The sequence below is a fragment of the Streptococcus mitis genome (assembly GCF_016658865.1).
GTDB classification, from domain to species: Bacteria; Bacillota; Bacilli; order Lactobacillales; family Streptococcaceae; genus Streptococcus; species Streptococcus mitis_BT.
This window is the reverse complement of the sequence record NZ_CP067992.1, coordinates 378,496-397,791: the sequence shown is the minus strand read 5'-3', so window position 1 is coordinate 397,791 and position 19,296 is coordinate 378,496. Positions and strand designations below refer to the sequence as shown.

Genomic DNA, 19,296 nt, shown 5'->3' with positions numbered 1-19,296 from the left:
CCTTAATGTATGACTACTTGCGGTTGCCTAACCGCGACCAAAAGGTGACCGTACTGAAGCAAAGCGACCCTGTTGGAGGAGTTCATTATGAAGTGCACGACGCACCTCAGTCTGACTCACCGCTTTCTTGGATTTCGCTTCACGTTCAGCATATTTTTTCTTAATGGCAGCGATATTATAACCTTCAGAGATATAATCTTTGATTTCAAGCAGACGATCCATGTCATTCAAGGAATACATGCGACGGTTCCCTTCGTTTCGATCAGGCTTAATCAACTCTTGATCTTCATAATAACGAATCTGACGCGCCGATAGATCGGTCAACTTCATAACACTGCCGATAGGAAAAACAGCCATATTTCGGCGAAATTCTTTTTCCTTCATTTACAATTTCCTTCTTTCTATCTATTATAGTCTAAAAAAAGACAAACGTCAATTGATAATGTTATAAAATGTAACATTATTTTTCTTTTTTTTCTAAAAAGAGACGAATGCGATCAATATCGTAATTTACGAGAATTGCGACAAAAACTCCCATGAAAGTTTCTGACACGCGCGCAAACACGTACAAAATCGTCTCCCCACTCGGAATCGATAGGGTAATGATTAACATAGCTGCTACACCACCAATAACACCTGCTTTGTTATTCATGGCTACATTTGTCATAATGGTTAACATGGTGCAGATTGGAACAACTACCAAGGTCACCCAAAAGGCTTCGTGGAAAAAGGTATTTAATAAGAAGAAGACCAAGGCATAGAGGCCACCGATACTATTTCCTAGAATACGCGAAGTCCCAAAATGGACACTCTTATCAAAACTCTCCCTCAGACTAAAAACGGCTGTCAAAGCACCGATTTGAAGACCTTTCCAGCCAAAAAAGCCAAAAATCAAGAGAACTAGAAAAACAGCAATACCTGTTTTAAAGGTTCGCATACCAAGTTTGAACTGGGATTTATCGAATTTATATTTTTTAAAATAACTCATAATCTCAACTTTCTATTTCCATTTTATCATAAATTAGCTGATTTTATGATGAATAGTTAAGAGGAAGCGTTTTTATTTCAAGTAAAAGAAAAGAGGAACTGTCATCCCTCTCTTCTTTGATTTATTTATAAAATCTTATTTTTCTGTCAAAGCTGCAAGTCCTGGAAGAACTTTACCTTCAAGAAGTTCCATTGATGCTCCACCACCGCGTCACAAATACCTACACTAACACAAAAAGGTGGCTATGTCACCTTTTTGTTAACGTTTCAGTTTTGTTCCTTTTTCTACAAAATCAGGATTTTGTAGAGACTAACGGGCTGAAATTATTTTTCTGTAAGTGCAGCCAAACCTGGCAATACTTTACCTTCGAGAAGTTCCATTGAAGCACCTCCGCCCGTACTAATCCATGAGAATTTGTCTGCGCGACCAAGGTTGATCGCTGCGGCAGCTGAGTCACCACCACCGATGATTGATTTAACGCCTGGTTGTTTCACGATAGCGTCCATCACACCGATTGTACCAGCTTGGAAGTCTGGGTTTTCAAATACACCCATAGGTCCGTTCCATACAACTGTTTTGGCACCAGTCAAAGCTTCGTCAAATTTAGCGATAGATTTTGGACCGATATCAAGACCAAGGAAGCCTTCAGAAACTGCTTCACCTTCAGTATCACGCACTTCAGTGTAACCAGCAAATGCGTTAGCTTCTTTAGAATCAACTGGCAAAATCAATTTACCGTTTGCTTTTTCAAGAAGAGCTTTCGCAACATCCAATTTGTCTTCTTCTACAAGTGAGTTACCGATTTCGATACCTTGTGCTTTGTAGAATGTGTAAGTCATACCACCACCGATAAGAACTTTATCAGCTTTTTCAAGCAAGTTTTCGATAACACCGATCTTGTCTGAAACTTTTGAACCACCAAGGATAGCCACGAATGGACGTTCTGGAGCTTCAACTGCTTCTTGGATGTAGGCAATTTCGTTTTCAAGAAGGAAACCAGCAACTGCTTTTTCAACGTTTGCTGAGATACCAACGTTAGATGCATGTGCACGGTGAGCTGTACCGAATGCATCGTTTACGAAGATACCATCTCCAAGTGATGCCCAGTATTTACCAAGTTCAGGATCGTTTTTAGATTCTTTCTTGCCGTCAACATCTTCGTAACGAGTGTTTTCAACCAAGAGAACTTGTCCATCTTCAAGAGCGTTGATAGCTGCTTCCAATTCAGCACCACGAGTGACACCTGGAAGGAAAGCAACGTCTTGACCCAATTTAGCTGCCAAGTCAGCAGCTACAGGAGCAAGTGATTTACCAGCTTTGTCTGCTTCTTCTTTTACACGGCCAAGGTGAGAGAAGAGGATAGCACGTCCACCTTGTTCAAGGATGTACTTGATAGTTGGAAGAGCTGCAGTGATACGGTTGTCGTTGGTAATCACGCCATCTTTTACAGGTACGTTGAAGTCAACACGAACGAGAACTTTTTTCCCTTTCAATTCAACGTCTTTAACAGTCAATTTTGCCATTAGATATGACTCCTTCTTTTTTTATACGTGTTAATTATATCACAAAATCAGCAAAAGAGATAGAAAAACCCTAAACTTTTCCAGTTCTTTCTTGCAACGAAAACTAGCATTTCTGAAAATCAAAACTAGAAAAACCTTTCCAAATCACTAAGTAATACAAGAAAAACTAGTTAATCCATCTCATTCTTCCACTGATTTTTACTAGTTAAAACGAGGTTTGACTAATCTGCAGTCAAACCTTGTTTTTAGTTGTTATGAGGAAATGCAAGAATCCTAAATCGATTCGTTTTCTCTCTTCTTTCCAGCAAGTAGGCCATAGCCACTTATCACTCCGAGGAGTCCTAGTGCTACTAGACTAGCATCTCTTGTTACTCCAGTATTTGGAAGTTCTTTACCTACTTTTTCATTTGTCGGTGTTGCTAAAAGAGCTTGACCTGTTTTTTGAGAGTCTTGCTCTACTTTCGTTCCAACTTCAACAATTTCCGGAAGAGCTTCCTTGAGAACTTCTGTTGTACGAAGAGTACGATTGCCTTGGGCATCGACTTCTACAAAGCGACGAACTTGTCCTTTCACACCTGATTGAACTAGCTGGTGTTGTCCTTTAAGAAGGCTTGCACTTGGGCGTTCTTGACGTTCGAAAGCAACTGTATCCTCTTCAATTTCTAGTTTCGGAATTTCTAAAACTAGGTCTTTTACTCCCTCAGCTGGTTGATTGCTTGATAGAACTTTTGTACCTACTTCGGTAATCTCTGGAAGAGCTTCCTTGAGAACTTCTGTTGAACGAAGAGTGCGATTGCCTTGACTATCTACTTCAATCAAGCGACGAATTTGTCCCTCAACTCCTGCTTGGACAAGTTGACGTTGACCTTTAAGAAGGTTCGCATTTGGTCGCTCTTGACGATTGAAGGCCACTGTATCCTCTTCAACTTCTAGTTTCGGAGTTTCTAGAACCAGTTCTTTTACTCCCTCAGCCGGTTGGTTGCTTGAAAAGACTTTGGTTCCAACTTCTACGATTTCAGGGGTTGCTTCTTTCAAAACTTCTGTAGCGCGAAGCGTACGATTGCCTTGACTATCTACTTCTACTAGACGACGAATTTGCCCTTCTTCTCCTTTTTGGACAAGTTGACGTTGACCTTTACGAAGGTTCGCACTTGGTCGCTCTTGACGTTCATAGGCTGTTGTTTCAGTTTCAACAACTAGTTCAGGGAGGGCCTCAACTGTTGGGGCTACTTCACTTGGATCCATGCTACCAACATGATGACTTTCTTCTGCAGGAGCTAGTTTCTTATTCAGCTTTTCTTTCATGTCCGCAAAAGCTTGTGGAGTTGGCATCTCTGAAGCCAACAAAGTTTCTGCTTGTTCAATCAACTCAGCTTTAGGATCTTTTTCACGGATAGATTCGAGCAAGCCTTCCAATTCTTCTCTAGCAGTTTGATAACGTTGATTTCCATCCAAGTCCGCTCCAGCTTGTTTCAATTCATTCAAGGCTTTGTTGACTTCTTCTTGGCTAGCATTGTGGTTTTCTGCTACAACTTTCGCTGCATTGAGTTTCTCTACTAGTACAGCTTGTTTGTCCTCACTTGAGAAGGTATAGGCAAGGGTTGACTGACGGCCTTGGGCAGCAGTGATTTCTTGTTTAAGGTATTCATCATTAACTGCAGCCTTTGGAGAAACCAAGACATCAAACTCAGCTGTGTGCCCCTTGTAATGCAGCGTCAAGGTCTGGCGTCCAGTCTTCTGAGCATCGTATCCCGTGATTTCAACACCTTCATCAGTAAAGCTGTGAGTCTCTTCTGTCTCATCATCATAGAGAACACCAAAGCGACCTTCAGAGAGATCCAGTTGATCTCCTACTAGATAGTCTGTTTTTGGTTTCTTAGTAATATACAAGCCCGCTACTTCTTTTGGTTTTCCTTCATCCTGTCCTGTCACTTGGACTTTCAGATCACCTGACACTGGTAAACCAAGGTATTGCAGTGTTAGGTTTTGTTCCCCTTTTTGATGAGCGTCGTATCCAGATACCGTCACACCTGAGTGAGTAAGGTTAATCAGCTCGTCGACTTGTCCCCCTTCGTATTGAACACGGAGTGTTCCGCCTCTGAGGTCCAGTTTTTCTCCTTCTTTATAAACTGTCTTTTTAGGTCCTTTTTCAAGGCTAACTGCAGCAATTTTTCTCTCATCCTGTGGAATCGCTACAGCCAAGGTGTTACTGATTTCTTTGCCAGGAAGTTGGGTACGATAGTAGAGGAGTTTTGGTTGTTTGTCAAAGGCCAATGGAGCTGTTGCCAAGTCACCACCAGTTTCAGTCTTTAAGGTTGCAATTGGTGTTTGTGAATCAGCCTTGTCGTAAACGGTGATGGTTGCGCCTGCCGGAACATCAGAGAAGCCTAGTTGAACTTGGTGGTTTCCAAGTGAACGAGCAGCTACCTTAGCCATTGGAATATTTTGACTTTCAGTGTCCAAGGCTTCGTACATCTTCCAGTTGTAGATACGAATGGCCTTCCAAGGTGTTCCGTTATCAGATGTAATGACATGCAAACGCCAGTCTTGGGCAGTAATTGGTTTGTCAAGAGTGATATCCGTAACGTGCGCTTTATTACCACGGACTTCCTTAGCTAGTTTCCACTCGCCATCTGTATCCTTGTAGTAAAGATCAAAATCCTTGGTGTTCATCAGACCATCGTTAACAGACTCACCACCAGCTCCCGCATGATCCATCACCCATCTGACAACACGACGTGGTTGAGTCAAACGAATATCGACACTACCGCTCAATTGTCCTGAAGACCACTTGTCTGAAAGACTGGTAATGGTACCGTTCAACATACCTTCAAGACCTTCTCCACCTTCGGTATTCGGGAAAGTGCTACCGATAACCGTTGCCCCTGGAACAATATTTTCAGCCAAAGGTCTTGGGAGAGTCGTATCCTGAACAGTCATGCCCCAGTTAAAGGATGTCGTCGCAGCTTCTGAACGAAGGCCATTTTTACCAACTGCAACGACTTTCAATTCTTGCGTCGTACCAGTCGCATTAGCAGAGCGGCTAACTTTTGGCAAGTAGATGGTTGAAGCAGATGAACCTGTCAACAAACGCCAGTTATCCCCATCTTTTTCGTAGACTTCATAGAAATCCGCATCTTGATTACCCGAAAATTGAACCACTGCTTCAGCTTCTTGGGCATTCTTAAGAGATTGTTTCACCACAGAGAGACCTGTAGGCGCTTGTGGTGCTTGGTGATTGTCTGAAATTGTTAATTGACCTAGGTTAAACTGATAATCTTTTACAACTCCTTCATGCTCGAAGAAGAGTTTGACTGCATAGATGGTTTTACCTGCTAGTGAGCTGAGAGCAAATTCTTCATTTGTCCAGTTGTCAGAAAGGGTTAGCTCTTTCCATGCATCTGCATCATCGAATTTGTAGTCTGGAGTTGTAGAGAAGGCCATATAAACTTTCGAGCCTTTTCCTCCCTTGTGGGCAACACGAAGTTTGGTTTTCTCAGTTACTTCTAACTTAGTAGAATAAAGTCTCACATCCTGATCCGTCTTACCAGCTACATCACCAGAGAATTTAAGGGAATTTCCGCCATTGTAGGCATCTGTAAAATCGTATTCTGCACGAAGTTTTTCCCCCGTCGAAGTCTGCCACCAGCGCCATGTTGGCAAGATACCTGAAACCGAACGGTAGTTCCACTCAGAATCCTTAGAAACTTTTCCGTCTACAAACCACTTTCTACCATGGCCTGTATTAAAGGAGGTAGTGAAGGTCCGGCCTACTGCTGGTGTGCGGTCTGCAACTAAATTAGCAATCCCATACCACTCTTTGTCCGCTGGTTTTTGAGCTGTCGGATCTCCTTGGTAACCTGTGAAGAAGATATCTTCGTTTTTATGGTAATCTTCACCTGTTTTTCCTAGACTGGTAATTGTATCTGGTGCAAAGAGTCCAAGTGACAAACGTAACTTGCCTTTTTCATCTAAGAGGGCATCCCATTTAACTTTTGTCTTATAAGAACCACCTTGTTGCAATTCCAATCCTGCAAAGACATCATATTGACTACGTTCCAGCCATTTTGCCATTTCTACAGAGTGGTCATTCTTTTCCTTATTCCAGTTGAAATTGGCAAAGAATTGATCCGCAGGGACCTTGTCACCTTCTTTTTGCATGAACTGGTAGTTGTAATCACCTAGACCATCTTCGTGGTAACGACCATATTTATAGGTCATGGCATCGTACCAAGCATACTTGATTGGATGGTTGACTTTTGCCGCATATTCTTTTGTATAGAGCATGAATTGACGCATTTTTTCACCAAGTGGCGTTACTAAGTCACCCGTTGTTTCTTGGTTGATAAAATACCCATCAAAGCCATAGTACTTAGCAAGGTCGACAAGTTTTCGTGCAATAGGGAAGGTTCCATCCTCATCTTGTTTCAAAGCAGCAACAAATTTCTCTTGATCTGCAATACTATTAGACCAGTTGAAGAAGAGTGTACCATATACAGGAACTCCGTTACGATGTCCTGCATCAATGACATCTGGAGTTGGAACGAGACCTTCCCAGAAGACCATTGAATCCAAGTATTGCCAGTAGTCAAAGGCGTAGGCCTTGAATTCTTCTCCACCAACAGAAGCGTGGTCTTTAGCCTTTGAGTTGGTATTTGCTAGCGCCTGAACCTTGGCTCTTCTACTTGCTTTTTCGTTCACCAACTGGCCTCTATGGCGCTTAGCAAGTTCAACAGAAGAACGATTGATGGGATCATCCTCACGCGCACCCGGTTCCCATTTCAACAAATCCTCCCAAGAGTTAAATTTGATTTCCTTTGGTTTTAATGTTTTTTCTGTATTTTTAGGGACATCTGGCTGGACTTCTTTTTCAGTCTTATTAGTTTCTGCTGCTGGCTTAGACTCATCCCCTTGGCTAGTTGCTTCAGACTTTGATTCTATTTCCTTGTCAGACTTAGGTTTTGCTTCTGCAGATGGTGTTTCTGTAGCCACCTCACTTGCTTTTTCCTCTGGTTTAGCTGCGCTAGCTGCCTCTGCGATTTCAGTAGTTGCAGCTTCATTGCTTGCTGGCGAAGCAGTTTCAGATGCTGTCGCTACTCCTTCTGCCTTTTCTGGCTTATTTTCTCTAGCATGTTCTCCTTCATGCTGCTTGTCAACTTCATTAGTTGGATGCTCACTCTCTCCTGAAACAAGCTCTGTATTGGCTCCGCTATTTTCAGGAACTGCAGTTTCTTCAGCCAAGGCTGGACCAGCAAATAAAACAGCACCAATCATCAGCGAGCAGGCTCCTACTGATAACTTACGAATACTGTAACGACAACATCTTTCAAAAAATGGATTCTTCATTTTCTCCTCCTAAAAGATTGATTTTGTTGTGCAAAAGAAAGCGCTTAACTTTCTTTATAAATTTTTTATCCCAATCACAGGGACCAAGATAATTCCTCCCTCATTTTAAAATATTTCTTTTAAATGTCAATATATAAAAGGAAATACCTATATCTAGGTTAGAAATTGGTAAAATTAATATAATCAAGGTCCATTCTAACGAATTTTCTTTCTAAAATCTTAGCTTAACACTTGTTAGATTTACTTTTATCCTTTAAAATAGAATAGGAGAAATTCCGTTATTATTTTTCGGAGGAAAAAGAAATGTCCATTAATTGGCAGGAAATTTTATTTCACTTTTTAGGTGGTCTGGGACTATTCTTATATAGTATCAAGACCATGGGAGACGGTTTGCAACAAGCTGCTGGAGATCGCCTTCGTTTTTACATTGACAAGTACACTAGCAATCCCTTTTTAGGTGTTCTAGTCGGAATTGTCGTGACTGCCCTGATTCAGTCAAGTACAGGAGTTACAGTCATCACGGTTGGACTGGTCAGCGCTAGCCTTCTAACTCTTAGACAGGCTATCGGAATTATCATGGGAGCCAACATCGGAACCACCGTTACTTCCTTTATCATCGGTTTCAAGCTTGGTGAGTATGCTTTACCCTTGATTTTCCTTGGAACCATGTTCCTATTTTTTACAAAAAACAGAACCGCAAACAATATCGGGCGCATCCTGTTTGGTGTAGGGGGAATCTTCTACGCCCTCAACCTCATCAGTGCCGGTATGAGTCCTCTTAAAGATTTACCACAATTCAAGGAATACATGGTAACCTTGGGACAAAATCCTGTGTTGGGAGTTTTTGCCGGTGCAGTGATTACCGTTCTCATCCAAGCTTCTTCTGCGACAATCGGGATTTTGCAAGGTCTCTATGCAGGCGGATTCCTGGACCTTAAAGGTTCTCTACCGGTTCTCTTCGGGGATAATATCGGGACAACCCTAACAGTTATCATCGCGGCAGCTGGAGCCAATATCTCTGCGAAACGCGTTGCTGCAACCCACGTTACCTTTAACGTTTTAGGGACTATCCTTTGCTTAATCTTATTAGGCCCATTTACGTCTATGATTGAGTACTTCCAGGCACTCCTTCACCTCTCACCTGAGATGACCATCGCCTTCTCTCACGGTGCCTTTAACGTAAGTAACACCATTGTACAATTTCCATTCATCGGAGCCTTGGCCTACTTTGTAACTAAACTCATCCCTGGTGAAGATGAAGTTGTCAAGTACGAGCCACTCTATCTTGATGAGCATTTGATTAAACAAGCTCCATCAATCGCTCTCGGAAATGCAAAGAAAGAACTACTTCACTTGGGAAATTATGCTTCTAAAGCCTTTGACCTTTCATACAACTACATTATTGACCTTAATGAAAAGGTTGCTGAAAAAGGACACAAGACAGAGGAAGCCATCAATACCATTGATGAAAAATTAACTCGTTACCTGATTACTCTTTCAAGCGAGGCTCTTAGCCAGAAAGAAAGTGAAGTGCTCACCAACATCCTGGACTCATCCCGTGATTTGGAACGGATTGGGGACCACGCAGAAGCCCTAATCAATCTGACCGACTATCTTCAACGTAAAAATGTTGAGTTTTCTGAAGCTGCTTTGCAAGAACTAGCTGATATCTATCAAAAAACCACTGACTTTATCAAGGATGCCCTTGATAGCGTGGAAAACAATGATATTGAAAAAGCTCAAAGTCTGATTGAACGCCATAAAGAAATCAACAATATGGAACGTGTTCTCAGAAAGACCCACATCAAACGCCTCAACAAGGGCGAGTGTTCAACACAAGCTGGGGTCAACTTTATCGACATCATTTCCCACTATACTCGTGTATCTGACCACGCTATGAATCTAGCTGAAAAAGTCATCGCTGAACAAATCTAAGAACCAAGAAGCTATCCTAAATAGGATGGCTTTTTTCTTTTCCTAATCTAGAATTGCTTTTCTAACATATAGAAAAATGCTTTGATTCACAATGGAATCAAAGCATTTTAAAGAGCTCCCCATACATAATCGCAGAAGCCGCAGTTCCTCTGTACTTTGCTTCTTCTCTTTTGATAAAGCGAGCTAAGTTGAGCAACTCAGGTGCCGGATGTTTGGGATTTAGGAGCAATTCACGATTGACCAGACCTGAGAGACGAACTGCCAGCAATTGCTCATTTGTAGTAGGCAGTTTTTTAGCAGTCTCTAGGAGAGCAGCAACTAAATCTTCACTCAAATCATGTCGAGCATGATTGTAAAGATCTTTTACAAGGCTTTCTAGGTTTGGTTCTACCATCCCTACCACCTCCTTAAGTTTAATAATTTTTAATCAAATCAACTGTTGAACGATCCAATTTTTTCACCAAGGCTTGCAAGAAAGCTTGAGCTTCTAGGAAGTCATCCATAGCGTAGAGGGTTTGATGAGAATGGATATAACGAGCGCAAACACCGATTGTTGTAGATGGGACACCACCATTTTTCAAATGAGCTGCGCCAGCGTCTGTTCCGCCTTTACCACAGTAGTATTGGTACTTGATTCCAGCTTCTTCAGCCGTTGTCAAAAGGAAATCCTTCATACCTGGGAGAAGCAAGTGACCTGGGTCGTAGAAACGAATCAAGGTTCCATCTCCAATCTTGCCTTGACCGCCATAAACATCACCTGCTGGGGAGCAATCAACTGCTAGGAAGACTTCTGGATCAAACTTGGTTGTAGATGTATGAGCACCACGAAGACCAACTTCTTCTTGGACGTTAGAGCCAAGATAGAGTTCATTGCCAAGTTTTTGACCTGACAGGGCTTCTGCCAACTCACTCACCATGAGCACACCGTAGCGGTTGTCCCAAGCTTTTGAGATGATATTTTTTTCATTGGCTGTCAAGATTGCAGAACTATCTGGTACGATGGTGTCGCCAGGACGGATGCCAAAGCTTTCTGCCTCAGCCTTATCCGCAAAACCGCCATCAAAGACGATATCTGCAATAGCAGGCATGGTTGGTCCGCCCTTACCACGAGTCAAATGTGGCGGAACAGAACCCGAAATCACAGGAATTTTACGACCGTCACGAGTCAGGAGTTTGAAACGTTGGCTGCTGACTACCATGGGGTTCCAGCCACCAATTTCAACCACACGGAAGGTACCATCTGGCTTAATCTCGCTGACCATAAAACCAACTTCATCCATATGAGAAGCGACCAAGACACGTGGCGCATCCGCAGCTTCTGAATGTTTAATTCCGAAAATACCACCCAAGCCATCTGTCACCACTTCATCCACGTGCGGTGTCAACTTTTCACGAAGATAAGCACGGACAGGTGCTTCATGACCTGAGATCGCAGCAAGTTCTGTTACTTCTTTGATTTTTGAAAATAATGTTGTCATTTCAGTTCCTTCTTTCTTTCATCCATTTTACCACTTTTTATAGGAGAAGGATAGTGGGAAGGTGGATTTCTAAATTAGTATCTTAATCTTACTGTATCTTAGAAAAAGATTGTATTTTCTTGCATGTGAGGTGAAATCTAAGAACTATTCCAAGACCAACCAAACTATTAATTCCCAAACACAAAACAATTCAATGCTATATTTGTTCAGTTTTTCATGAAATTTGCAGAAAATAGTTGACTTTGCCTTCTTCTTTCTTTAAAATAGTACAAAACTAGGAAAAGGAAAAAATCATGACCAAAACAATTCTTGTTACAGGTGGGGCTGGCTACATTGGCTCCCATACCGTTAAAGCTCTTTTAAATGCCGGCTATCAGGTACATGTTCTAGATAATCTCTCTACAGGAAATCGAGCGGCTGTGGATAGTCGTGCTAGCTTTAAGCAACTAGATGTTTATGATTCTAGTGCCCTAAAAGCTTACTTAGAAGAAAATAAGATTGATGCTGTTCTCCATTGTGCGGGTGAGATTGTTGTGAGCGAAAGTATTGAAAATCCAAGCAAATACTTCACTGCCAATGTTGCTGGTATGAACCAAGTTCTCAAAGTCTTGTCTGAAGTTGGTATTCAAAAAATCATGTTCTCTTCGACTGCTTCCCTCTATGGTAATAACTGTATTGACAAGCCAGCAACTGAAGATACCCTGCTCGACCCTGTCAACCCTTATGCTGAGACAAAACTGATGGGTGAACGAATGATTTACTGGATGGCCAATCGCTACGATTGGAAATATGTTATTTTCCGTTACTTTAATGTAGCTGGGGCTGAAATGGATGCTTCAAACGGTCTACGTGTGAAAAATCCAACTCACATCATTCCCAATATCAACAAGACCGCATTGGGACAAAATGATAGCCTAAAAATATTTGGAGATGACTACGATACACGTGATGGTTCATGTATTCGGGATTACATTCATGTCTTGGACCTTGCACAGGCTCATGTTAAAGGAATGAACTACCTATTTCAAGAAAACAGTTCTTCTCAAATCTTTAACTTAGGAACTGAAAAAGGCTATACCGTCAAAGAAATCTTTAAAACTGCTGAAGAATTACTGAATCAAAAAATACCCCACGAAATTGTTGCTCGCCGTGCTGGTGACCCAGCCAGCGTCCTAGCAGATGCATCAAAAGCTAAAAAATATCTTGATTGGAAGGCTAGCTACTCCCTCGAAGATATTATTTTATCAGATTATCGTTGGCGTGTTAAAGAAGGCAAAAACATTTTAGAATAAATAGCAGAAACATCAATAATAAATAAAAACACAGATAGATGGCACTTGATAAATACCAAGTATCATCTATCTGTGTTTTATACATTAGAATCCAATTTATACTCTTCAAAAATCTCTTCAAACCACGTCAACATCGCCTTACCGTATAGATGTTACTGACTTCGTCAGTTCTATCTGCAACCTCAAAATAGTATTTTGAGCTGACTTCGTCAGTTTCATCTACAACCTCAAAACAGTGTTTTGAGCAGCCTGCGACTAGTTTCCTAGTTTGTTCTTTGATTTTCATTGAGTATTATTTTAAATTTCTCTTTAAAGAAAAGTGGTCTGGGACGGGGTCCTTACCTGTTTTCGACCAGGGATGGCAACGTAAAATCCGAGACAAGCCCATCAAGACACCCTTGAAGCCATGTTTTTCAATAGCCTGAATCATGTAATTTGAACAAGTCGGCTCAAAGCGACAAGAGGGTGGAAAGGCTGGTGAGATAAAACGTTGGTAAAAGCGCACAGGCGCTATTAAAATTCGTTTCATTATTTCTTGCTTACAGCCATGGTGTGTAGTTGGCTGATTTCTTTTTTATTCAGACGACGGGATTCTCCTGGACGGAGACCTGTCAAGTCTAGATGTCCAAAACGGGTCCGTGACAACTTATCTACTTGAAGACCAACAGCTTCAAACATTTTTTTAACCTGATGGTTACGCCCTTCATGGATGGTCAACTGCACTACTGAGCGATTTTTAACTGGATCCACTTTGAGAATCTCATAGACAGCTGGCTTGGTTTTCTTGCCATCAATCTCAAGGCCGCGGGTCAAGGGGCGGAGATTGTCCTTATTGGCCACACCTTTAACACGCGCAACATAAACCTTGTCAATCTCATTACGAGGGTGAATCATCTCGTCTGTAAAGTCCCCATCATTGGTCAAAATCAAAACGCCTGATGTATCCCAGTCCAAACGTCCAACTGGGTAAATGCGTTCTTTTACATTTGGCAAGAGATCGACAACCGTCTTACGACCCTTGTCATCTGTCACACTGGAAATCACACCGCGTGGTTTATTAAGCAGATAGTAGACCTTTTCTTCGTTGTAGATTGGTTGACCTTCTACTTCGACCTTGTCGCCTGACTTGATGGTCGTTGCGAGTTCACGTACCACCTGGCCGTTGACCGTCACCAAGCCTTGCTTGATCAACTCTTCTGCTTTTCTCCTACTGGCCACACCTGCGTGGGCAATATATTTATTGATTCTCATCTTCTTCTATCCTTTCACCAAATAATTGGCTTTCTTGGGCTTGAATCTCAAGCTCATCAATCACTGGTAATTCTTCCAAATGGTTTATTCCCATGTAATCTAGGAAATAATCTGTAGTCACATAGAGATTGGGGCGTCCCAACACTTCTTTTTTCCCGTCTTCTTTAATCAAGTCAAAAGCCTGCAACTTTGCCAAGGCCCCACTCGAATTGACCCCACGAATAGCATCAATTTCTATCCGTGTGATGGGTTGCTTGTAGGCAACGATGGACAAGGTCTCAAGGGCAGCCCGAGACAAGCTCTGGTTAATAGGCGCCTTGGAATATTCCTTCAAAACCTCTGAAAACTGAGGCTTGGTCACCAATCTATAAGCCCCACCTGTCTCAATCAGAGCCAAACTGGAATCAGTGTCTTTTTCATACTTCTGGACTAATTTTTCTAAACTCTGTTGGATACCTGTCGGTGGTAGAGAGAGGAGTTCAGCTAACTGGCGGACCCGAATCCCATCTTCACCCGCTACAAACAAGAGCGCTTCTATTTTTGCTAAAGTACTCATCTTTCCTCTCTATCAAGTCTAGCTTTGTGCCACTTGACTTTCTTCCTTCTTTTCCATGAGATAGATATCTCCGAAACTCTCCTCTTGCACGAGAATCAGATCCTGGGTTTTGATTAACTCTAGGGTTGCCAAAAAGAGGGTAATAACCTCTTGGACATTCTGGGCTTCCTTGAACAAATCCTGCAAGCGCAACTGATCTCGTCCAGTCAAGGACTCTTTCACGATGACCATCATGTCCTCAATCTTATACTCATCCCGCAGGATAGTTGTATGATTCTGAGCAAACTCCTCTTTTTTCTTGGCTAGGATATTTGAAAAAGCCAAAAAGAGGTCAATGGTCGTCTTGTCATGCACAAGCTCCGCATCTTCGTAAATCAACTCAGTCGGCGCTTTGGAATAGTACTGGGCCCGTTCTTGGTGCTTGGCTTCCAAGTGCTCCCCCAAGAGTTTGAACTTGCGGTATTCTTCGATTTGGGAGAGAAGATCCTGCTCCAGATCATCCTCCAAGTCTGTCATTTCTGCTACCTTTGGAAGAAGCTTACGGCTCTTGATCAGCATCAGCTGACTGGCCATGACCATGTACTCACCCGTCACCTCCAGACGCATGGCCTGCAGGGTTGAGACATAGGCTAAGTACTGTTCGATGACTTCCGTAATGGGCACATCGTAGATATCCATCTGGTACTTGGAAACCAGGTGCAAAAGCAAGTCCAGAGGCCCTTCAAAATCTTTTAATTTAATATCCATTATCTATATTTTTCTAAGGTCAGGACTGTTTTTAATCCTAATTTTTTTGCAATTTCGTACAAATCGACCTTGTTTTCAATTTGTCGTAGAATGAACTGTTCCCGCAAGGCTTGGGCGGATAAGGTTGGGAAACCTTTCTCCTTGACAAAGGACTCCAACTGACGGAAGGCCCACTGACGAGAATAAGCTTTCCCTCCCCTTTCAAACAGATAGGTCTGCCCCATCAAGGGTTCCAGCTCTGAAAGCAAGGTTGTAGGAATGGTGACAATCCTCTGTTGGGAAGCCTTGTTAATTCGCAACACCTGAAAATCCAGATTGATATCTGCAACCTTTAGAGCTAAAATCTCACTTGGCAAGAGCCCTATTTCCAAGATAAGAAGCGCTAGTAAACGTCCCTCTGGATAGTCGCTGTCCTGCCAAAAAGAATCTAGGTCTAGAATCTCTGGCTTTTCAATCTTCTTTTCAGCCTGTTTGGCTAATTCCAAACGATAAAAGCTGTCCACCTCTCCTTTTTGATAGAGAAAGTAGAGAAATTGGTTACAGGCCGAAATCTTTCGCTTCTGGGCACTAATTTTTAGATTGGCTAGCTGGGCTTGGTAAATCTTGAGACTGGTCTCCGAAATCCGCTCGCCTATCAAATCTAAAAATTGCTCCAAATCATACTTATAGGACTGCTTGGAATTGGCTGACAGCCCCTGCTTTTCCTCTAAAAAGGCTGAAATCCTATCTCTCATTTGCATCGAATCTCATATTCCTTACTAAAGTCATGCAAGAGAGCATTGACAGCCTTGAGGATAGATTTGCGCGTGATAATCCCTTGGAAAATCCCCTCTGCATCCACAACCGGCAAGAAGGACTCATCTACCAGCTTGTGCAAGACCTCCGTAATGGTAAAATCAGGCAAGACGACCGCTACGTCCCTTTTGGTCATATGAACGATATCCGTATCCGCCATGATTTCTGGACTCAAGTCATGCTCCATCTGATAAGCCATAATATCTCTGAGCCCAATCGTCCCAACAAACTGTTTTTCATCTGTCACAACAGGAACACGGGTATAGGTCATCTGACTGAGCAAGAGGGTCGCATGATCCGCATTATGGGTATCAATCAACACAGCCAGATTTTCAGCAGGGGTCAAAAAAGTTTCCTCTTGCCCCAGCAAGAAAGTCTCAAACTCCTTGGCAATCATCTGCTAAACTCCTTGGACAAGCCTGGATACACCTCGTGGTTTCGTGTCAAAAAGTCGACTTTGAAGTAACTATCATCAATCTCCACACGAGCATAGAGACATTCTCTGATGGTCCCACGTGGTTGACTGATGGAACCAGGATTTAGAAAGAGGGTCTTGCCTTCCATCCAAGCACTTGGCACATGCAAGTGACCATAGAGGCAGATATCGGCCTCTTCTTCCTGAGCCCAGTAGTCCAACTTTTGAAAGTTGAAATTGATGTCAAACAAGTGACCATGAGTTTGGATAATCTTGGTCGAACCAAGCTCAGTCACCAAACGTTCTGGGTAGCCTGCATAGAAGTCCATATTCCCTTTAACAACACGGATGCCTTCCCAAAGGGGAGAATCAGGACGCAGTTCAGAATCGCCGTTATGAAAAACGGCGTCAACTTTGCCCACATAGCGATCACGGATTTCTTCCACAATCAAGCTATCGCCATGGGAATCGCTCATTACAATGATGGTTTGCTTTGCCATGATGGAAATACCTCCAAAAGTTTCTTAACGGCTAAGGCACGGTGAGATTGACTATTTTTTTCTTCAAGGGTTAATTCAGCTGAGGACTTGCCTGTCTCTCCTACAAGGAAGAGAGGGTCATAGCCGAAGCCATTTTCACCCTTAGGTTCAAAGTTAATGTAGCCTGGCCAGTCTGCTTCAACAACCAAGCTTTCCTTGTTTGGACTGGCTACGACTAGGGTTGTATGGAATTGAGCCGAGCGGTCCTTGAGTTCAAAGACCATGGCCAATTCGTGCAAGAGTTTAGCATTGTTTTCACGGTCAGTTGCTCCCACACCTGCAAAACGAGCTGACCAGACGCCTGGCAAGCCACCAAGGACATCAACTTTCAGTCCAGAATCATCTGCCAAAACCATCTTGCCCGTTAATTGAGAAATAGTTTCTGCCTTAAGGCGGGCATTTTCTTCGAAGGTCATGCCTGTTTCTGCTACTTCAGGTAGGTCAGGATAGTCATTGAGATTTTCCACATCGTAGCCTAGCTTGTCAAAGATAGCTCGAAATTCCTTGGTCTTGCCCTCGTTACGAGTCGCAATCAACAAGGTTTCTCTAACCTTGTTTGTCTCAAAGAAATCATGAACATTGACCCCTTCTTTGGGCAATTCCACATACAAGAGTTGGCCATTTTCAACCAAAAGCAAAGCTCCCTGACGTTGGATGACTTCTAGATTGCGACCTGCTTCTTGGTTTAGTATATCTACCACAAAAGACAATAAACGGTATCGAGAACCATAGCGTAAAACAGTAACCGAAATCGGGAAACCTCGTTCCTCGTCTCGAAAGATTTTGGCCAATCCAACCAGAGGGAAATCCAAGTCTTCATCAGTCAACGTCCGGACGCCACCAAAAATACTATAGGACCCGACATACCAGTCCTGGTCATCCTTGTATTCATAAATTTTATTTGTCATAATTCTACATGCTCCACATGAATTTCTTTTTCCAGCCATTCTTCACCAATTTGTGCAAAGCTTTGGCTGCTGGCTGTTGTGTAAAAACGGTGATGGAGTGGTCCAGCATCGCGACCACGATTGATTTCAAAATAATTAAGTAAGACTGAGATGTCCCGTACGCACTCTGCTCCACTATCGATGAGTTGAACCTTTGGCCCCATGACATTTTGAATAATGGGTCTGAGAAGTGGATAATGGGTACAGCCCAAAATCAGGCTATCCACCTTTCCTACCAAGGGGCGCAGGGTTTCATAGACCACTTTCTTAGTGACACTGGTTGACAGAGCACCTGACTCGACCAAAGGAGCAAACTTGGGACAGGCCAAACTCTCCACCTGTAAGTCCGGATCCAGATCGTTGATTTTCTGACGATAGATGTCAGATTGGACCGTCATGGGCGTTCCAATCACTCCGATTTTCCCACCTTGGCTGGACTTGATGGCTGCCGAAGCTCCTGGCAAAATCACGCCTAGAACAGGAATATCTAGTTGAGCCTTGATTTCTTCCCAGACGACCGCAGTCGCAGTGTTACAAGCAATGACAATCATCTTGACATCCTTGGTCAAGAGAAAGTTGACCAGCTGCCAAGTATATTCACGAATTTGCTCAGCAGGACGGGGACCATAAGGCGCCCGCGCCGAATCTCCAATATAGACGATTTCTTCATGGGGAAGCTGGCGCATAAGCTCACGCACAACGGTCAAGCCCCCAACACCCGAATCCAAAAAACCAATTGGTCGATTATCCATACAGTCTTCTTTCTAGTCTTTTTTCTGATTGATAGTTCATTATGATTACTCGTCTTTAAGAACTGAAGAACAACCTCATCAACAACTATCTCTCTTAATCATAATCAAATATCAATAGAATGCAAGGAAAAAGTCTCATCCCTAAACCATAGCCAACATAGTGAGAAGTCTGGAACTTTCATCCCAGACTTTTCCTTATTTATTTTTTCTTTTTATTGTTAGCAAGGGCTGCCTTTTGTTGGCGGATGATTTGGTGGTAAACTTGTTGTACCTTGGCTTCGCTTGGTTTTTGACCATTTGCACTCAAAAGAGTACGAACTGCTTCAGCATTCAAACGTGGGTTGTCAGCGAATTCTTTTTCAATTTGCTTACGAACCAAGTACATCCCTCCAAGAGCTCCTCCTAGAAAAGCTAGCACAATCAATACAATTGCTAAAAGTAAATCCATCATTTTTCTCCTGTTTCTTTTTGAGTCTCTTTCATTATACCATAAACTAGCCACCCTGACTAGTTTGTTTTACGCTTTCAGAGATGAGTAAGCTTTAATTAAAGTTGGCTTATTGTTCTAGTCAAAACTAGAAAGAATATAAAAAATACACTCTCTTACCATTCGTTTCCTCCACTTTTTTAATACAAAACAATATCAAATATATATCCTTCTCTAATCCTCTTGACAACACTTCATTAGCTGGTAAAATTAGATTAACAACACAATATAGAAACAAAAGTTCG

General features: G+C 42.4%; 18 protein-coding genes. 2 read left to right on the top strand and 16 right to left on the bottom strand.

The window, feature by feature from the left end; translation table 11 throughout:
- Window positions 1-27: 27 nt before the first annotated feature.
- The 4 genes from glnR to JJN14_RS01965 form a co-directional block, all read right to left on the bottom strand.
- Complete coding sequence (gene glnR, locus JJN14_RS01980) at window positions 28-384, bottom strand: transcriptional repressor GlnR (RefSeq protein WP_000659548.1); 357 nt, start codon at window positions 382-384, stop codon at window positions 28-30.
- 76 nt (window positions 385-460) lie between these two features.
- The gene (locus tag JJN14_RS01975) at window positions 461-988 is read right to left on the bottom strand and encodes an FUSC family protein (protein WP_000119915.1); all 528 of its coding nucleotides are present in this window, start codon (window positions 986-988) and stop codon (window positions 461-463) included.
- A gap of 323 nt (window positions 989-1,311) precedes the next feature.
- Window positions 1,312-2,511, bottom strand: coding sequence for a phosphoglycerate kinase (locus JJN14_RS01970; RefSeq protein WP_042750167.1), 1,200 nt, complete (start codon window positions 2,509-2,511; stop codon window positions 1,312-1,314).
- 273 nt (window positions 2,512-2,784) lie between these two features.
- Window positions 2,785-7,857 (bottom strand): endo-beta-N-acetylglucosaminidase, encoded by a 5,073-nt coding sequence (locus tag JJN14_RS01965; RefSeq protein ID WP_201058762.1) that lies wholly within the window; start codon window positions 7,855-7,857, stop codon window positions 2,785-2,787.
- 303 nt (window positions 7,858-8,160) lie between these two features.
- On the opposite strand from JJN14_RS01965, the gene JJN14_RS01960 reads away from it, so the two are divergent.
- Window positions 8,161-9,792, top strand: a complete 1,632-nt coding sequence (locus tag JJN14_RS01960) for a Na/Pi cotransporter family protein (protein WP_201058761.1) — start codon at window positions 8,161-8,163, stop codon at window positions 9,790-9,792.
- A gap of 97 nt (window positions 9,793-9,889) precedes the next feature.
- Here JJN14_RS01960 and JJN14_RS01955 read toward each other — a convergent pair whose 3' ends face one another.
- Together JJN14_RS01955 and pepA are read right to left on the bottom strand one after the other, a co-directional pair.
- Window positions 9,890-10,186, bottom strand: a complete 297-nt coding sequence (locus tag JJN14_RS01955; protein ID WP_033679682.1) for a bacteriocin immunity protein — start codon at window positions 10,184-10,186, stop codon at window positions 9,890-9,892.
- Window positions 10,187-10,205: 19 nt separating this feature from the next.
- The gene (gene pepA, locus JJN14_RS01950; RefSeq protein ID WP_049488017.1) at window positions 10,206-11,270 is read right to left on the bottom strand and encodes a glutamyl aminopeptidase; all 1,065 of its coding nucleotides are present in this window, start codon (window positions 11,268-11,270) and stop codon (window positions 10,206-10,208) included.
- A gap of 293 nt (window positions 11,271-11,563) precedes the next feature.
- On the opposite strand from pepA, the gene galE reads away from it, so the two are divergent.
- Window positions 11,564-12,562 carry a UDP-glucose 4-epimerase GalE gene (gene galE, locus JJN14_RS01945; RefSeq protein ID WP_201058760.1) on the top strand — a complete coding sequence of 333 codons (999 nt, stop codon included), beginning with the start codon at window positions 11,564-11,566 and terminating at the stop codon, window positions 12,560-12,562.
- A gap of 292 nt (window positions 12,563-12,854) precedes the next feature.
- On the opposite strand, the gene yidD is transcribed toward galE, so the two are convergent.
- The 10 genes from yidD to JJN14_RS01895 form a co-directional block, all read right to left on the bottom strand.
- The gene (gene yidD, locus JJN14_RS01940) at window positions 12,855-13,091 is read right to left on the bottom strand and encodes a membrane protein insertion efficiency factor YidD (RefSeq protein ID WP_201058759.1); all 237 of its coding nucleotides are present in this window, start codon (window positions 13,089-13,091) and stop codon (window positions 12,855-12,857) included.
- Complete coding sequence (locus JJN14_RS01935; protein WP_001222227.1) at window positions 13,091-13,813, bottom strand: pseudouridine synthase; 723 nt, start codon at window positions 13,811-13,813, stop codon at window positions 13,091-13,093. Before JJN14_RS01935 ends, yidD begins: the two co-directional genes overlap by 1 nt.
- Window positions 13,800-14,369: an SMC-Scp complex subunit ScpB gene (scpB, locus tag JJN14_RS01930; protein ID WP_201058758.1), complete on the bottom strand. Its 570-nt coding sequence runs from the start codon at window positions 14,367-14,369 to the stop codon at window positions 13,800-13,802. Before scpB ends, JJN14_RS01935 begins: the two co-directional genes overlap by 14 nt.
- 18 nt (window positions 14,370-14,387) lie before the next feature.
- Window positions 14,388-15,116 (bottom strand): segregation/condensation protein A, encoded by a 729-nt coding sequence (locus tag JJN14_RS01925; protein ID WP_201058757.1) that lies wholly within the window; start codon window positions 15,114-15,116, stop codon window positions 14,388-14,390.
- Complete coding sequence (xerD, locus tag JJN14_RS01920; protein WP_322107900.1) at window positions 15,116-15,850, bottom strand: site-specific tyrosine recombinase XerD; 735 nt, start codon at window positions 15,848-15,850, stop codon at window positions 15,116-15,118. Before xerD ends, JJN14_RS01925 begins: the two co-directional genes overlap by 1 nt.
- Complete coding sequence (cbpB, locus tag JJN14_RS01915) at window positions 15,847-16,308, bottom strand: cyclic-di-AMP-binding protein CbpB (protein ID WP_201058755.1); 462 nt, start codon at window positions 16,306-16,308, stop codon at window positions 15,847-15,849. The genes xerD and cbpB overlap by 4 nt, the downstream gene beginning before the upstream one ends.
- On the bottom strand, window positions 16,305-16,826 hold the full coding sequence (locus tag JJN14_RS01910; RefSeq protein WP_001118953.1) for a metallophosphoesterase: 522 nt from the start codon (window positions 16,824-16,826) through the stop codon (window positions 16,305-16,307). The genes cbpB and JJN14_RS01910 overlap by 4 nt, the downstream gene beginning before the upstream one ends.
- Window positions 16,802-17,773 carry a nucleoside-triphosphate diphosphatase gene (locus JJN14_RS01905; protein ID WP_064275921.1) on the bottom strand — a complete coding sequence of 324 codons (972 nt, stop codon included), beginning with the start codon at window positions 17,771-17,773 and terminating at the stop codon, window positions 16,802-16,804. Before JJN14_RS01905 ends, JJN14_RS01910 begins: the two co-directional genes overlap by 25 nt.
- Window positions 17,770-18,564 (bottom strand): glutamate racemase, encoded by a 795-nt coding sequence (gene racE / locus JJN14_RS01900; protein ID WP_033684754.1) that lies wholly within the window; start codon window positions 18,562-18,564, stop codon window positions 17,770-17,772. The genes JJN14_RS01905 and racE overlap by 4 nt, the downstream gene beginning before the upstream one ends.
- 199 nt (window positions 18,565-18,763) lie before the next feature.
- On the bottom strand, window positions 18,764-19,012 hold the full coding sequence (locus JJN14_RS01895; protein ID WP_000364990.1) for a YneF family protein: 249 nt from the start codon (window positions 19,010-19,012) through the stop codon (window positions 18,764-18,766).
- Window positions 19,013-19,296: the final 284 nt, after the last annotated feature.